Origin of the sequence: Actinomycetospora sp. CA-101289 (assembly GCF_050955895.1) — a bacterium.
Taxonomy (GTDB): Bacteria; Actinomycetota; Actinomycetes; order Mycobacteriales; family Pseudonocardiaceae; genus Actinomycetospora.
Genome location: NZ_CP192093.1, coordinates 4,915,955 through 4,932,087, shown reverse-complemented (window position 1 = coordinate 4,932,087; position 16,133 = coordinate 4,915,955). Strand labels below are relative to the sequence as shown.

Below are 16,133 nucleotides of genomic sequence, written 5' to 3'. Positions count from 1 at the left end.
AGCGTCACGTGGCGGGCCGCCCGGCCCGTCCCGACGATGGAGGCATGACGACCACGTCACGGGGCTTCTCCCGGCGCCGGCTCCTCGGGTGGACCGGCGCCGGGGCGGCCGTGGCCGGGGTCGGGGCGGTGGCGGGCTTCGCGGCGGGTGCCGCGGAGCCCGACGCGCCCGACCCCGCCGGCCTGGTGGTGCCGTTCCGCGGCGTCCACCAGGCGGGGATCACCACGCCTGCCCAGGACCGCCTGCACTTCGTCGCGCTCGACCTCACCACCACCGACCGCGCCGCCGTGGCGAGCCTGCTGCGGCGCTGGACCACGGCCGCCGAGCGGATGACGGTCGGCGCCGAGGCCGCGCCCGGCGGGGCCGTCAACCGCAACCCGGAGGCGCCGCCGAGCGACACCGGGGAGGCCCTCGGGCTGCCCGCGGCGTCGCTGACGATCACCCTCGGCATCGGCGGCAGCCTGCTGGACAAGCTCGGCATCCCGCGCCCGCCGGAGATGGCGGAGCTGCCCCCGTTCACCGGCGACCAGATCGACCCGGCGCTGTCGGGCGGCGACCTGTGCCTGCAGGCGTGCGCCGACGACCCGCAGGTCGCGGTGCACGCGGTGCGCAACCTCGTGCGCACCGGCTTCGGGACGGCGGCGGTGCGCTGGTCCCAGCTCGGGTTCGGGCGGACGTCGTCGACGTCGACCACCCAGCAGACCCACCGCAACCTGTTCGGCTTCAAGGACGGCACCAACAACCTCAAAGCCGAGGACGGCGCCCTGCTCGACGAGCACGTCTGGGTGCCGCCGGCCCAGGGCCCGGCGTGGCTCGCGGGCGGCACGTACCTCGTCGCCCGGCGCATCCGCATGCACGTCGAGACGTGGGACCGCACGTCGCTGGCCGAGCAGGAGTCGCTCACCGGGCGCACCAAGGGCGAGGGCGCGCCGATCGGGCAGCCGCGCGAGTTCGACCTGCCGGACCTCGCGCCGACCTCGCCGATCGGCGAGGACGCGCACATCCGCCTCGCGTCGGCGCAGAACCTCGGCGGCGTGCGGATCATGCGGCGCGGCTACAACTTCGTCGACGGCTCCGACGGGTCGGGGCACCTCAACGCGGGCCTCTTCTTCGTCGCGTTCATGCGCGACCCGCACCGGCAGTTCGTGCCCATGCAGAGCGCGCTGGCCCGCCGGGACAAGATGATGGAGTACATCGAGCACACCGGGTCGGCGGTGTTCGCCGTGCCGCCGGGGCTCGCCGAGGGCGCGTACTGGGGGCAGACCCTGCTCGAGGGCTGAGGCCGCCGGGGCCCACCCACCCGCGAGACGCGCGCCGCACGTACCGCCGCGTAACCTGCACCACGATGGCTGCGCCGACCGACCCGACGCCGGGCTCCCGCGACCGTGTCCCGGGCCCCCGTCGCTCCACGGTGCGCAGCGGCCTCGACCCGGACGGGCCGCGCCCGCCGCGGCGGCTCGCGGTCGTCGGCCGCCTGACGCTGGTGCTCCTGCTGCTCGTGGCCGCCGTGGCGACCGTGGTGATCGTCAGCCAGCGCAACCAGTTCGGGCGCCAGGACGCGGGCGCCGAGGAGATCCCGGCGCTCGAGATCGAGCCGGCGCCCGTGCAGCTCGGCACCGTCGCCCAGCCCGACGCGCTGGCCCCGCCCGCGCTGACCCAGCTGCCCGGCACCGCGCCCGCCCCCGCGGCGGGCGGCCGGCCGACGCTCGCGAGCTGGGCGAGCGGCATCGCCGGGCGCGTCGACGTCCCCGCCCGCGCGCTGCAGGCCTACGGCGTCGCCGACCTCGCCGTGAAGAACGAGCAGCCCGACTGCAACCTGTCGTGGGTCACGATCGCCGGGCTCGCCCGCATCGAGTCGAACCACGGGCGCTACCGCGGCGCGCGGATCGCCGACGACGGCAAGGTCACGCCGCCCATCGTCGGCGTCCCCCTCGACGGCACCGGCGGCAACCGCACCATCGGCGACTCCGACGGCGGGGTGCTCGACGGCGACACCTCGCTCGACCGCGCGGTCGGGCCCCTGCAGTTCATCCCGTCGACGTGGGCGAAGTGGCGCTCCGACGGCAACGGCGACGGCGTCGCTGACCCGAACAACATCGACGACGCCGCCCTGGCCGCCGGGCGCTACCTCTGCGCGGGCGGACGCGACCTCGCGACCGGCCCGGGCTGGCGCGCGGCGGTGCTGTCGTACAACAACTCCGACGAGTACGGCCGCCGCGTCTACGCCGCCGCCGACTCCTACGCCAAGGCCTCCCAGGCGTAGTCGGCGCGGTCCGGGGATGTCAGCGGAGTGGCACCACTGACGTTGAGTGTCTGCGGCGCCACTCCGCTGACACTGGCGCTCACACTCAGCCGCCCGAGCCCCCGGCGCGGTCGGAGCGGACGGCGATGTTCGCGCTGACCTCGCCCAGGGCCTCCTGGTACTCCGGGCGCGGGTCCATCACGACGGCCATGCGGAGCTGGGCGCGGGCCTCGGCGAGGCGGCTCTGGCGCTGGAGCGTGCGCCCCAGGGCGAAGCGGGCGTAGTGGTCGGCGGGGTCGAGCTCGAGCACGCGCAGGAACCCCTCCTCGGCCCGCCGGAACTGCGCCGACGCCAGGTAGGCGCGCGCCGCCAGCAGGTGCACGGACGCGGCTTCCGGCTCGGCGTCGAGCAGCGGGGCGAGGGCCTTGAGGGCGTCGAGCGGGCGCCGGCGCTCCAGGAGGTCCTCGGCCCGGCGGAACGCCTCCACCGCCGACGCCGCCCCCGGACCGTCCTCTTCCACGGGGTCGTGCTGCGCGGCGGACATCCCCGTCACCGTAGGCGGCGTCACGGGACGGCGCGAGGGCTCACCCCGGGATGTCGTGACGCCCGTCGCGACCGTGCGTGGCGCGGTCGTGGCGCGCGGACCGCCGTCTACGATGCGGGCGACGTGGCGTGCCCCGACCGGGTGCCCGCGAGGCAGTCGGCTCCCAGCAGCAATCGGAGGCAAGGTCCGTGGCGGTCATCGAGCAGGTCGGCGCGCGCGAGATCCTCGACTCGCGGGGCACACCCACGGTCGAGGTCGAGGTGGCGCTCGACGACGGCACGCTGACCCGCGCCGCGGTGCCCTCCGGGGCGTCGACCGGCGAGCACGAGGCGGTCGAGCTGCGCGACGGCGACGACTCCCGCTACCTCGGCAAGGGCGTCGAGCGCGCCGTCGCCGGCGTCCTCGACGAGATCGGGCCCGGCCTGGTCGGCATCGACGCCGCCGAGCAGCGCGTCGTCGACCAGAAGCTCATCGACCTCGACGGCACGCCCGACAAGTCGCGGCTCGGCGCCAACGCCCTGCTGGGCGTGAGCCTCGCCGTCGCCCGCGCCGCGGCCGAGTCGGCCGAGCTCGACCTGTTCCGCTACGTCGGCGGGCCGAACGCGCACGTGCTGCCGGTGCCGATGATGAACATCCTCAACGGCGGCGCGCACGCCGACTCCGGGGTCGACATCCAGGAGTTCATGATCGCGCCGATCGGCGCCGAGTCGTTCCGCGAGGCCCTGCGCTGGGGCGCGGAGGTGTACCAGGCGCTCAAGAAGGTGCTCAAGGGCAAGGGCCTGTCGACCGGGCTCGGCGACGAGGGCGGCTTCGCGCCCCAGCTGCCGAACAACCGCGAGGCCCTCGACCTCATCGTCTCCGCCATCGGCGAGGCCGGCTACCACGCGGGACGCGACATCGTCCTCGCGCTCGACGTCGCGGCCAGCGAGTTCTACGCCGACGGCGTCTACACCTTCGAGGGCGAGACCCGCAGCGCCGCGCAGATGAGCTCGTACTACGGCGAGCTGCTCGACGCCTACCCGCTGGTGTCGATCGAGGACCCGCTCTCGGAGAACGACTGGGAGGGCTGGACCAAGCTCACGGGCGACATCGGCGACCGCATCCAGATCGTCGGCGACGACCTCTTCGTCACCAACATCGAGCGTCTCGAGGAGGGCATCGAGCGCCGCGCGGCCAACGCCCTGCTGGTGAAGGTCAACCAGATCGGGACGCTGTCGGAGACCCTCGACGCCGTGAGCCTCGCGCAGCAGTACGGCTACCGCTGCATGATGAGCCACCGCTCCGGCGAGACCGAGGACACCACGATCGCCGACCTCGCGGTGGCCACCAACTGCGGGCAGATCAAGACCGGCGCCACGGCCCGGTCCGAGCGGGTCGCCAAGTACAACCAGCTCCTGCGCATCGAGGAGGCCCTGGGCGACGCCGCGCGCTACGCCGGCGACCTGGCCTTCCCGCGCTTCGACCCGGACGCCTGATCCGCGTGCCCGCCCCGGACCCGGCGCGCGGAGGCCCCGCCGACCGCGAGAGCGCGGCGGGGTCCGGCGGTGCCGCGTCCCGGGGCGGGCGCCGCCGCGGCACGGGGCGGGCCCGCGGCACCGGGGCGCCCGCCCCGGCTCGCGGACGCACCCGCGCCCGCCAGGGCCCGCGCCGCGACCCGCAACGGGTCGTGCGCCGCCGCCACCCGTTGCGCGTGCCGTCGGGGCCGGCCGCGGCCGCCGCGCGCGCCCGGCGGGCCGCCCAGGCCACGGGCGGCGCGCTGGGCCTGTCCACCGCGCGCCGGGCCGCGGTGCTCGCCGTCGTGGTCTGCGCGCTCGCGCTGACCGTCGCCGTGCCGCTGCGCAACTACGTCACCCAGCGCCACGAGATCGCCGCGGTCGCCGCCGAGCAGGAGCGGCTGGCGCGCGACGTCCGCGCCCTGACCGACGAGCGCGCCGCGCTGCGCGACCCCGCGCACGTCGAGGCCCTGGCGCGCGAGCGCCTCGGCTACGCCCGCCCGGGCGAGGTCCCCTACCGCGTGGAGCTGCCCGGCGACGCCGCGTCGGCGCGCGACCCCCGCCAGCCCCGGCCCGACGCGGGCCTGCCGCCCGTCGAGGCCGAGCTGCCCTGGTACTCCCGCGTGGCGCGCTCCACGCTGGGCACCGCGCCGTGAGCACGCGGCCGCCGGGGACGGAGGCCGCGGACGCCGACGCCGTCGCCGCCCAGATCGGCCGGCGTCCCCGGGGGCTGCGCGGCGTCGCGCACCGCTGCCCCTGCGGCCTGCCCGACGTCGTCGAGACCGCGCCGCGCCTCGAGGACGGCACCCCGTTCCCGACGCTGTACTACGCGACGTGCCCGCGGCTCACCTCGCGGATCGGGCGGCTCGAGGCCGAGGGCCTCATGCGCGAGCAGACCGAGCGCCTCGCCGAGGACCCGGACCTCGCCGCCCGTTACGCCGCCGCCCACGCCGCCTACCTCGCCGACCGCGACGCGATCGAGCCCCTCGGCACCGACACCAGCGCCGGCGGGATGCCCGAGCGCGTCAAGTGTCTGCACGTCCACGTGGCCCACACGCTGGCCCGCGGCGCGGGCGTGAACCCGATCGGCGACGAGGCCCTCGAACGCCTCGACGACTGGTGGCACGCGGGCCCGTGCGTCCCGCCGCCCGGCGGCTCCTCGACGGACTGATCCCCGTGCCCGACCGGGCGACGGCCGAAGCCGGGGGAGTCGCACGCACCGTCGCGCGCCGTGGCGGGCGCGTCCCGGCCCGGTGAACCCGCACCCCGGCCCGGTCACGACCCCCGCCTGGGCTTGGTCCCGGGCCCTTCGGCACCGCAGGATGGTGGAGCCGGTTCCCCCGACCGGCCGCGCGGTGGAGCGGACGGCCCGCTGCGCGACGGGTGGTGTGCGCCGCCGCGGTCCCTGGTGCTCCGGGGTGGCCGCGCCGTGTCGCCCCGCCCCGCGGTCCGGTCGCCGGGCGTCCCCATCCCGCCGGGGACGGCCGGCGACCGACCAGCCGGAGCGCGCCGGGCCCGGCCTCGCTAGCGTCGCGGGTGGAGCCCGGGTGCCCGGGGACGGCAGGTGCAGGGGGAGCGTCCATGCCACGCGTCGCCGCGGTCGACTGCGGGACCAACTCGATCCGTCTGCTGGTCGCCGACGTGACCGTCCGCGAGGACGGGTCGGCCTGGCTGCGCGACGTCCACCGCGAGATGCGCGTCAACCGCCTCGGGCAGGGCGTGGACGCCACCGGCCGCCTGGCGCCGGAGTCGCTGGTGCGCACCCGCGAGGCCCTCGGCGCCTACGCCGAGATGCTGCGCCGCCACGGCGTCGCCGTCGGCCCCGACACCGTGCGGGTGTGCGCGACGTCGGCCACGCGCGACGCGGAGAACCGCGAGGAGTTCTTCGGCGCGGTCCGCGAGATCGTCGGGGTGGACGCCGAGGTCATCACCGGCGACGAGGAGGCGCGCCTGTCGTTCGCCGGCGCCGTCGCCGACCTCGACCCCGACGAGGGCCCGTTCGTCGTCGCCGACGTGGGCGGCGGCTCGACCGAGATCGTGACGGGGACGTGGGACGCGGTGCGCGCGGACGTCCTCGGCGCCCGCTCCACCGACGTCGGCTGCGTGCGCCTCACCGAGAAGTTCCTGCACGACGACCCGCCGACCGCCGAGCAGATCGCCGAGGCCGAGGAGTTCACGCGCGCGACGCTCGCGCCGGCCTTCGACGAGGTCGCGGTCGGCGACGTCCAGACCTGGGTGGCGGTCGCGGGCACGGCGACGACGCTGGCCGCGGTGGCCATGGACCTGCGCACCTACGACCCGGAGCGCATCCACCTCTCGCGCCTCGGCCTCGACGACGTGCGCGCCACCGCCCGGCGGCTCGAGGGCATGCCGCGCGACGAGCGGGCCGCGCTCGGCCCCATGCACCCCGGCCGCGTCGACGTCATCGGCGGCGGGTCGCTGGTCATGCGCGTGCTGGCCGAGGAGCTCGCCGAGCGCACCGACGTCACCGAGCTCGTGGTCAGCGAGCACGACATCCTCGACGGCATCGCGCGGGCGCTGGCCGCGCGGTGGTGAGCCCGGCAGCGGTGCCGACGGGGGCGGCGACCGGGCTCCCGCTCGCCGCGCTGGTCCTGGCGCGGCGGGTGCGCGCCCTCGTCGCGGCGACCATCGTGCACACGCTGGTGGTCGCCCTCGTCGCGTGGTGGGCGGGCGACGGGCCGACGCTGCCCGGGGTCGCGGCGCTCGCCGCGCACCTCGCGGTGTCGCTGGGGGCCGCGCTGCCGGTGCGCTGGCAGTTCGCCGGCGACCCCGCCCGCCGCGAGCGCCGGGCGGTGCGGGCCATGACCATCTCGTTCGTCGTGCTCGCCACCTACAGCGCCGTCGACGCCGTCACCGACGCCCTGGCGCCCGGCCGGCCCGGGGAGGCCGTGGTCGGCGCCGCCCTCGGGCTCGCGGGCGCCGTCGCGCTGCCGCTGCTCGTGGCGGCCGACGCGCGCGCCGCCCGGGCCGCGAGCGCCGCCGACCCGGCCGTGCGCGGTGCCGCGCCCGGTGTGCTCGTCGGCGCGCTGGTCGCGGTGCTGCTCGCCGCGTCCGTCGTGGACCTGGCCGCCGGCACCGGGGCGGCGCCGTCGCTCGCCGCGCCCGCCGTCTCGGCCGTCGTCGCGGTGCTCGCCGCCCGGGAGGCCCTGGGTGCCTGGCGGAGCTGAACACGTCGACCCCGCCCGGGTGCGCGACCTGCCCGCCCTCGACGCGGCGGTGTCGCAGTGCCGCGCGTGCCCGCGGCTGGTGGCGTGGCGCGAGGAGGTGGCGGCCACCAAGCGCGCCGCCTTCCGCGACGAGACCTACTGGGGCCGGCCGGTGCCGGGGTTCGGCGCGACCGCCGCGCGGCTGATGATCGTCGGGCTGGCGCCTGCGGCGCACGGCGGCAACCGCACCGGACGCATGTTCACCGGCGACCGCAGCGGCGACGTCCTCTATGCCGCGATGCACGCCGTCGGGCTGGCGTCGCAGCCCACCGCGGTGGCGATCGGCGACGGCCTCGAGGTGTACGGCACGCGGCTGACCGCCCCGGTGCGCTGCGCCCCGCCCGCCAACAAGCCGACCCCGGAGGAGCGGGACCGCTGCCGGCCCTGGCTCGCCCGCGAGCTGGCGCTGCTGCGGGGCACGGTGCGCGCGGTGGTCGTGCTCGGCGGCTGGGGGTGGCAGGCGTTGCTGCCGGTGCTGGCGACGCCGGACCCCGCCGGCGGGCACCCGGGCTGGGTGGTCCCGCGTCCCCGGCCGGTGTTCGGGCACGGGGTGCACGTGACCCTGGAACCGGCCGATGCGACGAGCGCGGCGCCGCTCGAGGTGTACGGCTGCTACCACGTCAGCCAGCAGAACACGTTCACCGGACGGCTCACCCCGGCGATGCTCGAGGACGTCCTCGCCCGCGCGGCCCGCGCCGCCGGCCTCGACCCGACACCTCCGGCCCGGCCGGGCGGTTAGGCTCGTCCGCGCCGGTCACGGCGTCGAGAGCTCGGCCCCTGTAGCCCAATCGGCAGAGGCAGGCGACTTAAAATCGCCGCAGTGTGGGTTCGAACCCCACCGGGGGCACACCCGTCCCGGACGGCCCGTCCACCCGCACGCCGCCCCCGTGTCACCGGCTGCACCCGCCGGCGTCGCCCGCGTGTCACCCGCCCGCCGCAGCGCGGCGCGGAGAGCGGTCACGACGGAGTGAAGACGTCGCCGGAACGATCACTCGGGCGCGCACGACGGACCGCTCGACGCCCGTCGCCGCGGGCTGGTCCGAACGGGCGAGGCGATCGGCCACACTGGTGGCCGGGAGGTGAGCGCCGTGGCTGATCTCGGCGACCTGTCGGGTCGGATCCCGATGCCGGGTGCGCGCCCGCCGTGGCGCGAGCTGGAGGGCCTGCGTCCGCTGACGCTGCGCGCCTGCCGGCGCCTGGTGGTCGTCGCGCCGCACCCGCGAGACGAGATCCGCGCGGCCGGCGGCCTGCTGCGCCGCCTCGCCGCGCGGCACGCCTCGGTCGACGTCCTCGCGCTCACCGACGGACCCGGGCGCACCTGCACCCCGCCCGAGGGGCTCGCCGTGCCCGACGTCGCCGAGCCGCGGCCCGACCTCGTCGTGCGCCCCGAGGACCTGGAGGACCCCGAGACGCTCGCCTCGGTGCTGGGCCGCCTCGACGGCGCCACCGCGGCGGAGGACACCGACGACGACGGTCCCGCCGCCGACCCCGAGGAGGCCGCCCTCGCCGCGGCGTACCGCACGCTCGGCGTCGCCGAGGTCCGCCGGCACCGCCTCGGCCTGCCCGACGGCGGGCTCTCGCGGCACGAGGCGGACGTGGTCGGCGCGCTGAGCGAGATCGTCGGCTTCGTCGAGGATCCGCACGGGCTGTGCGTGCTCGCCCCGTGGTCGGGCGACGGCGACGACGACCACGAGGCGGCCGGGCGCGCCGCCGAGATCGTGTGCGCCGCCTACCGGGTGCGGCTGGTGCGCTGGCTCGACCAGGCGTGGAGCTGGGCGGGCCCGGAGTCCGCCGAGGTCCCGTGGCGCCGGGCCCGCCAGCTCGCGCTGTCGGAGACGGTCCAGGCCCGTAAGCTCGCCGCCAGCGCGGCGTTCGGTGACCGTCCCGGGCGCGACCGCGAGCTGCCCGACGGTTCGGCCCCCGGTCCCCGTGAGGTCTTCCTGGTGTGAGCAGGCCCCCCACCACACGAACGGGCGCCACGGCGTCCCCCACATCGCCCGTCCGGACCTCTCGCTCCGCGACCGCTGCCCCACCGGGGGGTCACACCCGGGCCGAGGGCGGCGCAGGGCCGATAGGCTCCGTCAGGTGACGGGCAGGACGAACGGCGACCACGGCGAGGTGGCGACCGAGGCCCCGGGGCTGGACGGCGACTACGCGGCCCAGGCGCAGCGCGTGCGCGACACCGTGATCGACCCCGACGCCGCGGCCCAGGCCGACCTGCCCCAGGTGCTGCACACCGCGCCCGCCGCCGTCGCGCTCATCGACCTCGGCGAGGGCCTCGTCACCTACGCCAACGACTCCGCCCAGGGCCTCACCGGCGGCCGCGCCACGCTGCCGATCGACGTCGACGCCTGGAGCGAGGCCGCCGGGCTCACCGACCTGTCCGGGCGCCCGATGCGCGACACCGCCTCGCCGCTCTCGCGCGTGGCCCAGGGCATCCCGGTCTCGGGCGAGCCCGTCGCCGTGTCCGACGCCGCGCGCCGCGGGTCCGAGGCCACCGAGGAGGAGCGCGAGGAGGCCGAGGGCCGCCTGCTGTGGGTCACGGGCTTCCCGTTGTCGGAGTCCGTGAACTCCGACCAGCGGCCGCTCGCGCTGGTGGTGTTCCTGCAGCTCTCGGGCGCGGGGGCGCAGCGCCACCTCGAGATGGTGCGCGACCGCGCGGTCGTCGCCACCGAGCTGTCGTTCACCATCTCCGACCCCTCGCGCGAGCAGAACCCGCTGGTGTGGGTCAACCCGGCGTTCTCCCGGCTCACCGGCTACGAGCTCGACGAGGTCCTCGGGCGCAACTGCCGCTTCCTGCAGGGCCCGAACACCGACCCGGCCTCGATCTCGCGCATCCGCACGGCGCTGGCCGAGGAGCGCCCGATCACCGAGGTGCTCCTCAACTACCGCCGCGACGGCACCGCGTTCTGGAACCAGGTCTCGATCACGCCGGTGGTCGACGGCGACGGCCGGGTGGTCAACTTCGTGGGCGTCCAGTCCGACGTCACCGAGCGCGTGATGGTCGAGAACGAGCGCCGCGCCGCCCTCGCCGCGGCGGAGGAGACCCGCGAGCAGCTGCGCCTGCTCACCGAGTCGACGTCGGCGATGTCGGCGAGCCTGGACACCACCGGCGTCGCCGCGGCGCTCGTCCGCATCGTGGTGCCGGCGATGGCCGACTTCTGCTGCGTGGACCTGCTCGACGAGGTCGACGACAACACCTCGGTGCGCCGCGCGGCGGTCAACCACCGCGACGAGTCCAAGCTCGACGAGGTGCTCGCGCTCGGCCGCTGGGTGAGCCCCACCGACGACGGGCGCGACCCCATCGGCCAGGCCCTCACGGCCGGCTCGCCGTCGTTGCTGCCCGAGCTGCCCGTCCGGCCGGCGGGCATCGCCGAGCAGCCCGACCTGCTGCGCCGCTACGAGGCGCTGCGGCCCCGCTCGGCGATCGTCGTCCCGCTGCGGGCCCGCGGTCAGGTGCTGGGCGCGCTGACGCTGGGCACCGAGCTGCCCTACGGGCGCCGCTACTCCCAGCGCGACCTCTACCTCGCCGCCGACCTCGCGGCGCGCGCCGGCCTCGCGGTCGACAACGCGCGTCTGTACGCCCGCGAGCACGGCGCCGCCGAGACGCTGCAGCGCAGCCTGCTGCCGGCCGTCCCGCCGATGAAGGGCATGTCGGTGGCGTCGCGCTACCTCGCGGCCACCGACGGCGCCCAGGTCGGCGGCGACTGGTACGACATGCTCCCGCTGCCCGACGGCGCGGTCGGCCTCGCCGTCGGCGACGTCGTCGGGCACGACCTGCGCGCCGCCGCGGCGATGGGCGAGCTGCGCGGTGTGCTGCGGTCCTACGCGTGGGAGGGCCTCGGGCCCGCCGACGTGGTCGACCGGTGCGACGACGTCGTGCAGGGCCTCGGCATGGCCGCGATGGCGACGGCCGTGTACGCGCGCCTCGAGCGCGGCGACCAGGCCGGCTGGACGCTGCGCTACTCCAACGCCGGGCACCCGCCGCCGCTGCTGCGCCGGGCCTCCGACGGGGCCGTCGAGCTGCTGACCGGCAACCTCTCGCCCCTCATCGGCGCCACCCGCGCGATCACCCGCCACGAGACGGCGGTGCACTGCAGCGCCGGCGACCTGCTGGTGCTGCACACCGACGGGCTCATCGAGGCGCCGGGCACCGACCCCGACGAGCGCACGCAGCTCATCGCCGACACCCTCGCCGGGCAGGCGCCCAACATGCCCGTCGAGGAGCTCTGCGACCAGCTGCTCGAGGTGCTCGGCGTCGAGGGGCTGCGCGACGACGCGGTGCTGCTGGCGATCCGCTTCGACGACGAGCTCGCGCCCGCCTGAGCCCGACCCCGGACGCACGACGGCCCGGTCCGTCGGGTGACGGACCGGGCCGGTCGCGGCGTGACTGCTGTGTCCTCTACTGCTGGGGCGGGGGCTCCTCGCCCGGCGGGGGCGGGGGCGGCGGGGCCTGCTCGCCCGGCTGCTCCTGGCCGCCGTGCAGGTAGTCCTTCGCCTTCTGCCCGGCCTGGTCGACCTGCCCCTCGTGGCCGCCGAAGCGGCTGTCGGCGAAGTCCTCGCCCTTCTCGACGAAGGAATCGGCCTTGTCCGGGTTCTTGCCGGCCCAGTCCTTGGCCTTGTCCGCCATGCTGCCGAAGTCCACTGTCGAGGACCTCCTCCGGGTGCGTCGGGTGGCGTGCGACACGAGAGTTCCCCGTGCACACGGGACGACACGTCCGCGACGACGCCGACCGCCCCGGTGCCCCCGAACGGGCCTATAGAGTGGGATGTGGAGCCCCACCCCGGGGCGAAGTGGATACGCTCGGTGGCCGCCGCATCCGGTAAAGTTCCTTTTACCCGGGCGGGAACCGATCCGCCCGTCCGGTCGTTGCACCGGGTGGACGAACAGTCCGCGGTCGACCCGGCCGATGACATCCGCCATCGGGCCCGGCTCCGCTACGGAGGAGGACGAGAGGTGCGCACCAGCAGCAACCCGGCGTTCCGCAACCTGCCCACCTCGCCCGGTGGGTACGCGCGGTTCGGCGACGCCCCGGCAGGGATGGCCGGCGGCATGTTCGGCGGTGGCACGGGCGGGGGCCCGATGCCGGTGGCCGGCGCCACCGACCGCCCGCTGACCGTCGACGACGTGGTCCAGAAGACAGCTCTCAACGCCGTCCTCGCCATCGCCGTCGGTATCGCGAGCGCCGTGCTCGGCCTCGGGTTCATCGGCATCATCGGTGGACTCGTCGTCGGCCTCGTGCTCGCTCTGATCATCATCTTCAAGCAGAGCACCAACAAGGCGCTCGTGCTGGGTTACTCCGTCGCCGAGGGTGTGGCCCTCGGGTCGTTGACGGGGCTCCTCGAGAGCGCCGGCAGCCAGTACGCCGGCATCGGTTTCCAGGCGATCCTCGGTGTGGTCGGTGTCTTCATCGGGATGCTGATCGTCTACAAGACCGGCGCCATCCGGGTGACCCCGCGCCTGACCAAGATGGTCATCGGCGCGGCCATCGGCGTCCTGATCCTCATGGTCGCCAACCTCCTGATCAGCTTCTTCGTCGACGGCGGCCTGGGCCTGCGCTCGGGCGGTCCGCTGGCGATCATCTTCAGCCTGGTCTGCATCGGCATCGGCGCGTTCATGCTGCTGCTCGACTTCGACCAGGCCGACCAGGCCGTGAAGGCGGGCGTCCCCGCGAGGTTCGCGTGGTACCTCGCCTTCGGCTTCATGACCACGCTGGTCTGGCTCTACATCGAGATCCTGCAGCTGCTGAGCTACTTCCGGCAGTAGCCGCTCGACGCCCACGACGGCCCCTCCCGGTGCTCCGGGAGGGGCCGTCGTGCGTCCGGGTCAGCTCAGGCGCTCGAGCACCATCGCCATGCCCTGCCCGCCACCGACGCACATGCTCTCGAGGCCCAGGGTCGCGTCGCCGGTGCGCAGGCCGTTGATCAGCGTCGTGGCGATGCGCGCGCCCGTCATGCCGAACGGGTGGCCGACGGCGATGGAGCCGCCGTGGCGGTTGAGCTTCGCCTCCATCTCGTCGTCGCTCATCCCCAGGCCGCGCGCCGACGGGATGACCTGGGCGGCGAAGGCCTCGTTGATCTCGACGAGGTCGACGTCGTGGACGGTGAGGCCCGCGCGGGCCAGGGCGCGGGCGGAGGACTCGATCGGCCCCAGCCCCATGACCTCCGGCGACACCGCGCTGACGCCGGTCGAGACGATGCGCGCGAGCGGGGTGATGCCCAGTGACGAGGCCCGCTCGGCGGACATGATCACCAGCGCCGCGGCGCCGTCGTTCAGCGGGCAGGCGTTGCCCGCGGTGATGCGGCCGTCGGGGCGGAAGACGGGCTTGAGGTCGGCGAGGCCCTCGAGCGTGGTGTCCGGGCGCGGGCTGTCGTCGCGCTCGACCACCGTGCCGTCGGGCAGGCGCACCGGCGTGATCTCGCGGGCCCAGAACCCGTTCTGCCAGCCCTCCTGCGCCAGCTGCTGGCAGCGGAACGCGTACCGGTCCATCTCCTCGCGCGAGACGCCCTCGAGCAGCGCCACGTTCTCCGCGGTCTGGCCCATGGCGATGTAGGCGTCGGGCACCAGCCCGTCCTCGCGCGGGTCGTGCCACTCCGACGCGCCGGCCGCGGCCACTTCGGCGGTGCGGGCCTCGGCGTCGGCGAAGTACGGGTTGTGGGTGTCGGGCCAGCCGTCGGAGCTGCCCTTCTCGAACCGCGACACGGTCTCGACGCCCGCGGCGACGAAGACGTCGCCCTCGCCGGCCCGGATCGCGTGCGCGGCCATGCGGGCGGTCTGCAGCGACGACGCGCAGTACCGCGTGATCGTCGCGCCGGGCAGCGTGTCCATCCCGAGCTCGACGGCGACGATGCGGGCCATGTTGAACCCCTGCTCGCCGCCGGGGAGCCCGCAGCCGAGCAGCAGGTCCTCGACCTCGGTCGGGTCGAGCGCGGGCACCGCGTCGAGGGCGGCGCGCACGACCTGCGCGGCGAGGTCGTCGGGGCGCATCCCGGCCAGCGAGCCCTTGCGGGCGCGGCCGATCGGCGAACGGACGGCGGACACGATGACGGCCTCGCGGCCTGGGTCGACCATGCCGCGACACTACGACGGAGCGGCGCTGCGGACACTGATCGTCAGCCGAGCCGCTCCGCTGACACCGGGCTCTCGACGTGATCCGGCGCACGACCGTGGGGGCGGGGGGCGTTCCGCGCCCGGAGTGCGGAAGATGGAGGCATGCAGTACGTCGAGCACGTCGCGGACCTCATCGGGCACACGCCGCTGGTGCGTCTCAACCACGTCGTGCCGACGGGGCCGGACGCGCCGTTGGTGCTGGCGAAGGTCGAGTACTTCAACCCCGGCGGCAGCGTGAAGGACCGCATCGCCGAGCGGATGATCGACGCCGCCGAGGAGTCGGGGGAGCTCAAGCCGGGCGGGACGATCGTCGAGCCGACCTCGGGGAACACCGGGATCGGGCTGGCCATCATCGCCCAGCAGCGCGGCTACCACTGCATCTTCGTGGTCCCCGACAAGGTGAGCGTGGCCAAGCAGGACGCGCTGCGCGCCTACGGCGCCGACGTCGTGGTGTGCCCGGCGGCCGTCGAGCCCGACAGCCCGGAGTCGTACTACTCGGTGTCCGACCGGCTCGCCCGCGAGACCGACGGCGGCTGGAAGCCCAACCAGTACGCCAACCTCGCCAACCCGGCGTCGCACGTCGCGTCGACCGGCCCGGAGATCTGGGAGCAGACCGAGGGGCGCATCACGCACTTCGTCGCGGGGGTCGGCACCGGCGGCACGATCTCGGGCACCGGCCACTACCTCAAGGACGTCTCCGACGGGCGGGTGCGCATCGTCGGCGCCGACCCGGTGGGCTCCGTGTACTCCGGCGGAGACGGCCGTCCCTACCTCGTCGAGGGCGTCGGCGAGGACTTCTGGCCCAGCACCTACGACCGCGGCGTCCCCGACGAGATCATCGCGGTGCCCGACAGCGAGTCGTTCCACATGACGCGGCGCCTGGCCCGCGAGGAGGCGCTGCTCGTGGGCGGCTCGTGCGGGATGGCGGTGTGCGCGGCCGCGCAGGTCGCCGCCACGGCCGGGCCCGACGACGTGATCGTCGTGCTCCTGCCCGACGGCGGGCGGGGCTACCTCTCGACGGTCTTCAACGACGGCTGGATGTCGTCCTACGGCTTCCTCACCCCCGATACCACCGAGTGGACCGTCGGCGACGTGCTGCGCCGCAAGGACGGGTCGATCCCCGACCTCGTGCACGGGCACCCCAACGAGACGGTCGCGGACGCCGTGTCGATCATGCGCGAGTTCGGCGTCTCGCAGATGCCGATCGTCAAGGCCGAGCCGCCGGTGATGGCCGCCGAGGTGCGCGGCGCGGTGACCGTGCGGGACCTGCTCGACCGGCTGTTCAACGAGCAGGCCTCGCTCACCGACCCGGTGGAGAGCCACCTGTCGAAGCCGCTGCCGAGCCTCGGCAGCACCGAGCCCATCTCCAAGGCGGTCGAGGCGCTGCGCGGCGGCGACGGCGCGCTCGTGCTCGTCGACGGCCGGCCCGCCGGCATCGTGACCCGCGCGGACATCCTGGCGTTCCTGGCGACGGGCAGCCGCTACGACGTCGGCGGACCGGCCTAGGGTGGACGAG

15 protein-coding genes and 1 tRNA gene are annotated in these 16,133 nt (G+C 75.7%); 13 read left to right on the top strand and 3 right to left on the bottom strand.

Annotated features, from left to right (window positions below):
• Positions 1-44: 44 nt before the first annotated feature.
• Together efeB and ACQPX6_RS24675 are read left to right on the top strand one after the other, a co-directional pair.
• Positions 45-1,280, top strand: a complete 1,236-nt coding sequence (gene efeB, locus ACQPX6_RS24680) for an iron uptake transporter deferrochelatase/peroxidase subunit (RefSeq protein ID WP_433783197.1) — start codon at positions 45-47, stop codon at positions 1,278-1,280.
• Between the two features lie 65 nt (positions 1,281-1,345).
• On the top strand, positions 1,346-2,263 hold the full coding sequence (locus ACQPX6_RS24675) for a lytic transglycosylase domain-containing protein (RefSeq protein ID WP_433783196.1): 918 nt from the start codon (positions 1,346-1,348) through the stop codon (positions 2,261-2,263).
• A gap of 85 nt (positions 2,264-2,348) precedes the next feature.
• Here ACQPX6_RS24675 and ACQPX6_RS24670 read toward each other — a convergent pair whose 3' ends face one another.
• Entirely contained in the window at positions 2,349-2,786 is a 438-nt protein-coding gene (locus ACQPX6_RS24670; RefSeq protein WP_433783195.1) for a tetratricopeptide repeat protein, read from the bottom strand.
• 188 nt (positions 2,787-2,974) lie between these two features.
• Between ACQPX6_RS24670 and eno the strand changes: the two genes are divergently transcribed.
• The 9 genes from eno to ACQPX6_RS24625 all read left to right on the top strand — a co-directional run bounded on the left by eno (position 2,975) and on the right by ACQPX6_RS24625 (position 11,832).
• Entirely contained in the window at positions 2,975-4,261 is a 1,287-nt protein-coding gene (eno, locus tag ACQPX6_RS24665) for a phosphopyruvate hydratase (RefSeq protein WP_433783194.1), read from the top strand.
• Between the two features lie 5 nt (positions 4,262-4,266).
• Positions 4,267-4,935 carry an FtsB family cell division protein gene (locus ACQPX6_RS24660; protein WP_433783192.1) on the top strand — a complete coding sequence of 223 codons (669 nt, stop codon included), beginning with the start codon at positions 4,267-4,269 and terminating at the stop codon, positions 4,933-4,935.
• Positions 4,932-5,450: a DUF501 domain-containing protein gene (locus ACQPX6_RS24655; protein WP_433783190.1), complete on the top strand. Its 519-nt coding sequence runs from the start codon at positions 4,932-4,934 to the stop codon at positions 5,448-5,450. Before ACQPX6_RS24660 ends, ACQPX6_RS24655 begins: the two co-directional genes overlap by 4 nt.
• A gap of 410 nt (positions 5,451-5,860) precedes the next feature.
• Positions 5,861-6,835, top strand: coding sequence for an exopolyphosphatase (locus tag ACQPX6_RS24650; protein ID WP_433783189.1), 975 nt, complete (start codon positions 5,861-5,863; stop codon positions 6,833-6,835).
• Positions 6,832-7,467 (top strand): hypothetical protein, encoded by a 636-nt coding sequence (locus ACQPX6_RS24645; protein ID WP_433783187.1) that lies wholly within the window; start codon positions 6,832-6,834, stop codon positions 7,465-7,467. The genes ACQPX6_RS24650 and ACQPX6_RS24645 overlap by 4 nt, the downstream gene beginning before the upstream one ends.
• Positions 7,451-8,245: a uracil-DNA glycosylase gene (locus ACQPX6_RS24640; RefSeq protein WP_433783186.1), complete on the top strand. Its 795-nt coding sequence runs from the start codon at positions 7,451-7,453 to the stop codon at positions 8,243-8,245. The genes ACQPX6_RS24645 and ACQPX6_RS24640 overlap by 17 nt, the downstream gene beginning before the upstream one ends.
• A 34-nt stretch (positions 8,246-8,279) precedes the next feature.
• Positions 8,280-8,353 (top strand) — tRNA-Leu (locus tag ACQPX6_RS24635).
• 241 nt (positions 8,354-8,594) lie between these two features.
• Positions 8,595-9,455: a PIG-L deacetylase family protein gene (locus ACQPX6_RS24630; RefSeq protein ID WP_433783185.1), complete on the top strand. Its 861-nt coding sequence runs from the start codon at positions 8,595-8,597 to the stop codon at positions 9,453-9,455.
• Between the two features lie 136 nt (positions 9,456-9,591).
• A complete protein-coding gene (locus ACQPX6_RS24625; RefSeq protein WP_433783183.1) occupies positions 9,592-11,832 on the top strand; it encodes a SpoIIE family protein phosphatase in 2,241 nt (746 codons plus the stop codon).
• A 76-nt stretch (positions 11,833-11,908) separates the two neighbouring features.
• Here ACQPX6_RS24625 and ACQPX6_RS24620 read toward each other — a convergent pair whose 3' ends face one another.
• The gene (locus ACQPX6_RS24620) at positions 11,909-12,151 is read right to left on the bottom strand and encodes an antitoxin (protein ID WP_433783181.1); all 243 of its coding nucleotides are present in this window, start codon (positions 12,149-12,151) and stop codon (positions 11,909-11,911) included.
• Between the two features lie 312 nt (positions 12,152-12,463).
• Between ACQPX6_RS24620 and ACQPX6_RS24615 the strand changes: the two genes are divergently transcribed.
• Complete coding sequence (locus tag ACQPX6_RS24615; protein ID WP_433783180.1) at positions 12,464-13,273, top strand: Bax inhibitor-1/YccA family protein; 810 nt, start codon at positions 12,464-12,466, stop codon at positions 13,271-13,273.
• Positions 13,274-13,333: 60 nt separating this feature from the next.
• Here the strand turns inward: ACQPX6_RS24615 and ACQPX6_RS24610 are convergent, their stop codons facing one another.
• Positions 13,334-14,578: an acetyl-CoA C-acetyltransferase gene (locus tag ACQPX6_RS24610; protein ID WP_433783179.1), complete on the bottom strand. Its 1,245-nt coding sequence runs from the start codon at positions 14,576-14,578 to the stop codon at positions 13,334-13,336.
• Between the two features lie 141 nt (positions 14,579-14,719).
• On the opposite strand from ACQPX6_RS24610, the gene ACQPX6_RS24605 reads away from it, so the two are divergent.
• The gene (locus ACQPX6_RS24605) at positions 14,720-16,123 is read left to right on the top strand and encodes a cystathionine beta-synthase (RefSeq protein ID WP_433783178.1); all 1,404 of its coding nucleotides are present in this window, start codon (positions 14,720-14,722) and stop codon (positions 16,121-16,123) included.
• Positions 16,124-16,133 lie beyond the last annotated feature (10 nt).

Coding starts and splice junctions, on each gene's coding strand:
- efeB (WP_433783197.1), top strand. CDS start 45: ATGACGACCACGTCACGGGGCTTCTCCCGGCGCCGGCTCCTCGGGTGG.
- ACQPX6_RS24675 (WP_433783196.1), top strand. CDS start 1,346: ATGGCTGCGCCGACCGACCCGACGCCGGGCTCCCGCGACCGTGTCCCG.
- ACQPX6_RS24670 (WP_433783195.1), bottom strand. CDS start 2,786: ATGTCCGCCGCGCAGCACGACCCCGTGGAAGAGGACGGTCCGGGGGCG.
- ACQPX6_RS24650 (WP_433783189.1), top strand. CDS start 5,861: ATGCCACGCGTCGCCGCGGTCGACTGCGGGACCAACTCGATCCGTCTG.
- ACQPX6_RS24610 (WP_433783179.1), bottom strand. CDS start 14,578: ATGGTCGACCCAGGCCGCGAGGCCGTCATCGTGTCCGCCGTCCGTTCG.
- ACQPX6_RS24605 (WP_433783178.1), top strand. CDS start 14,720: ATGCAGTACGTCGAGCACGTCGCGGACCTCATCGGGCACACGCCGCTG.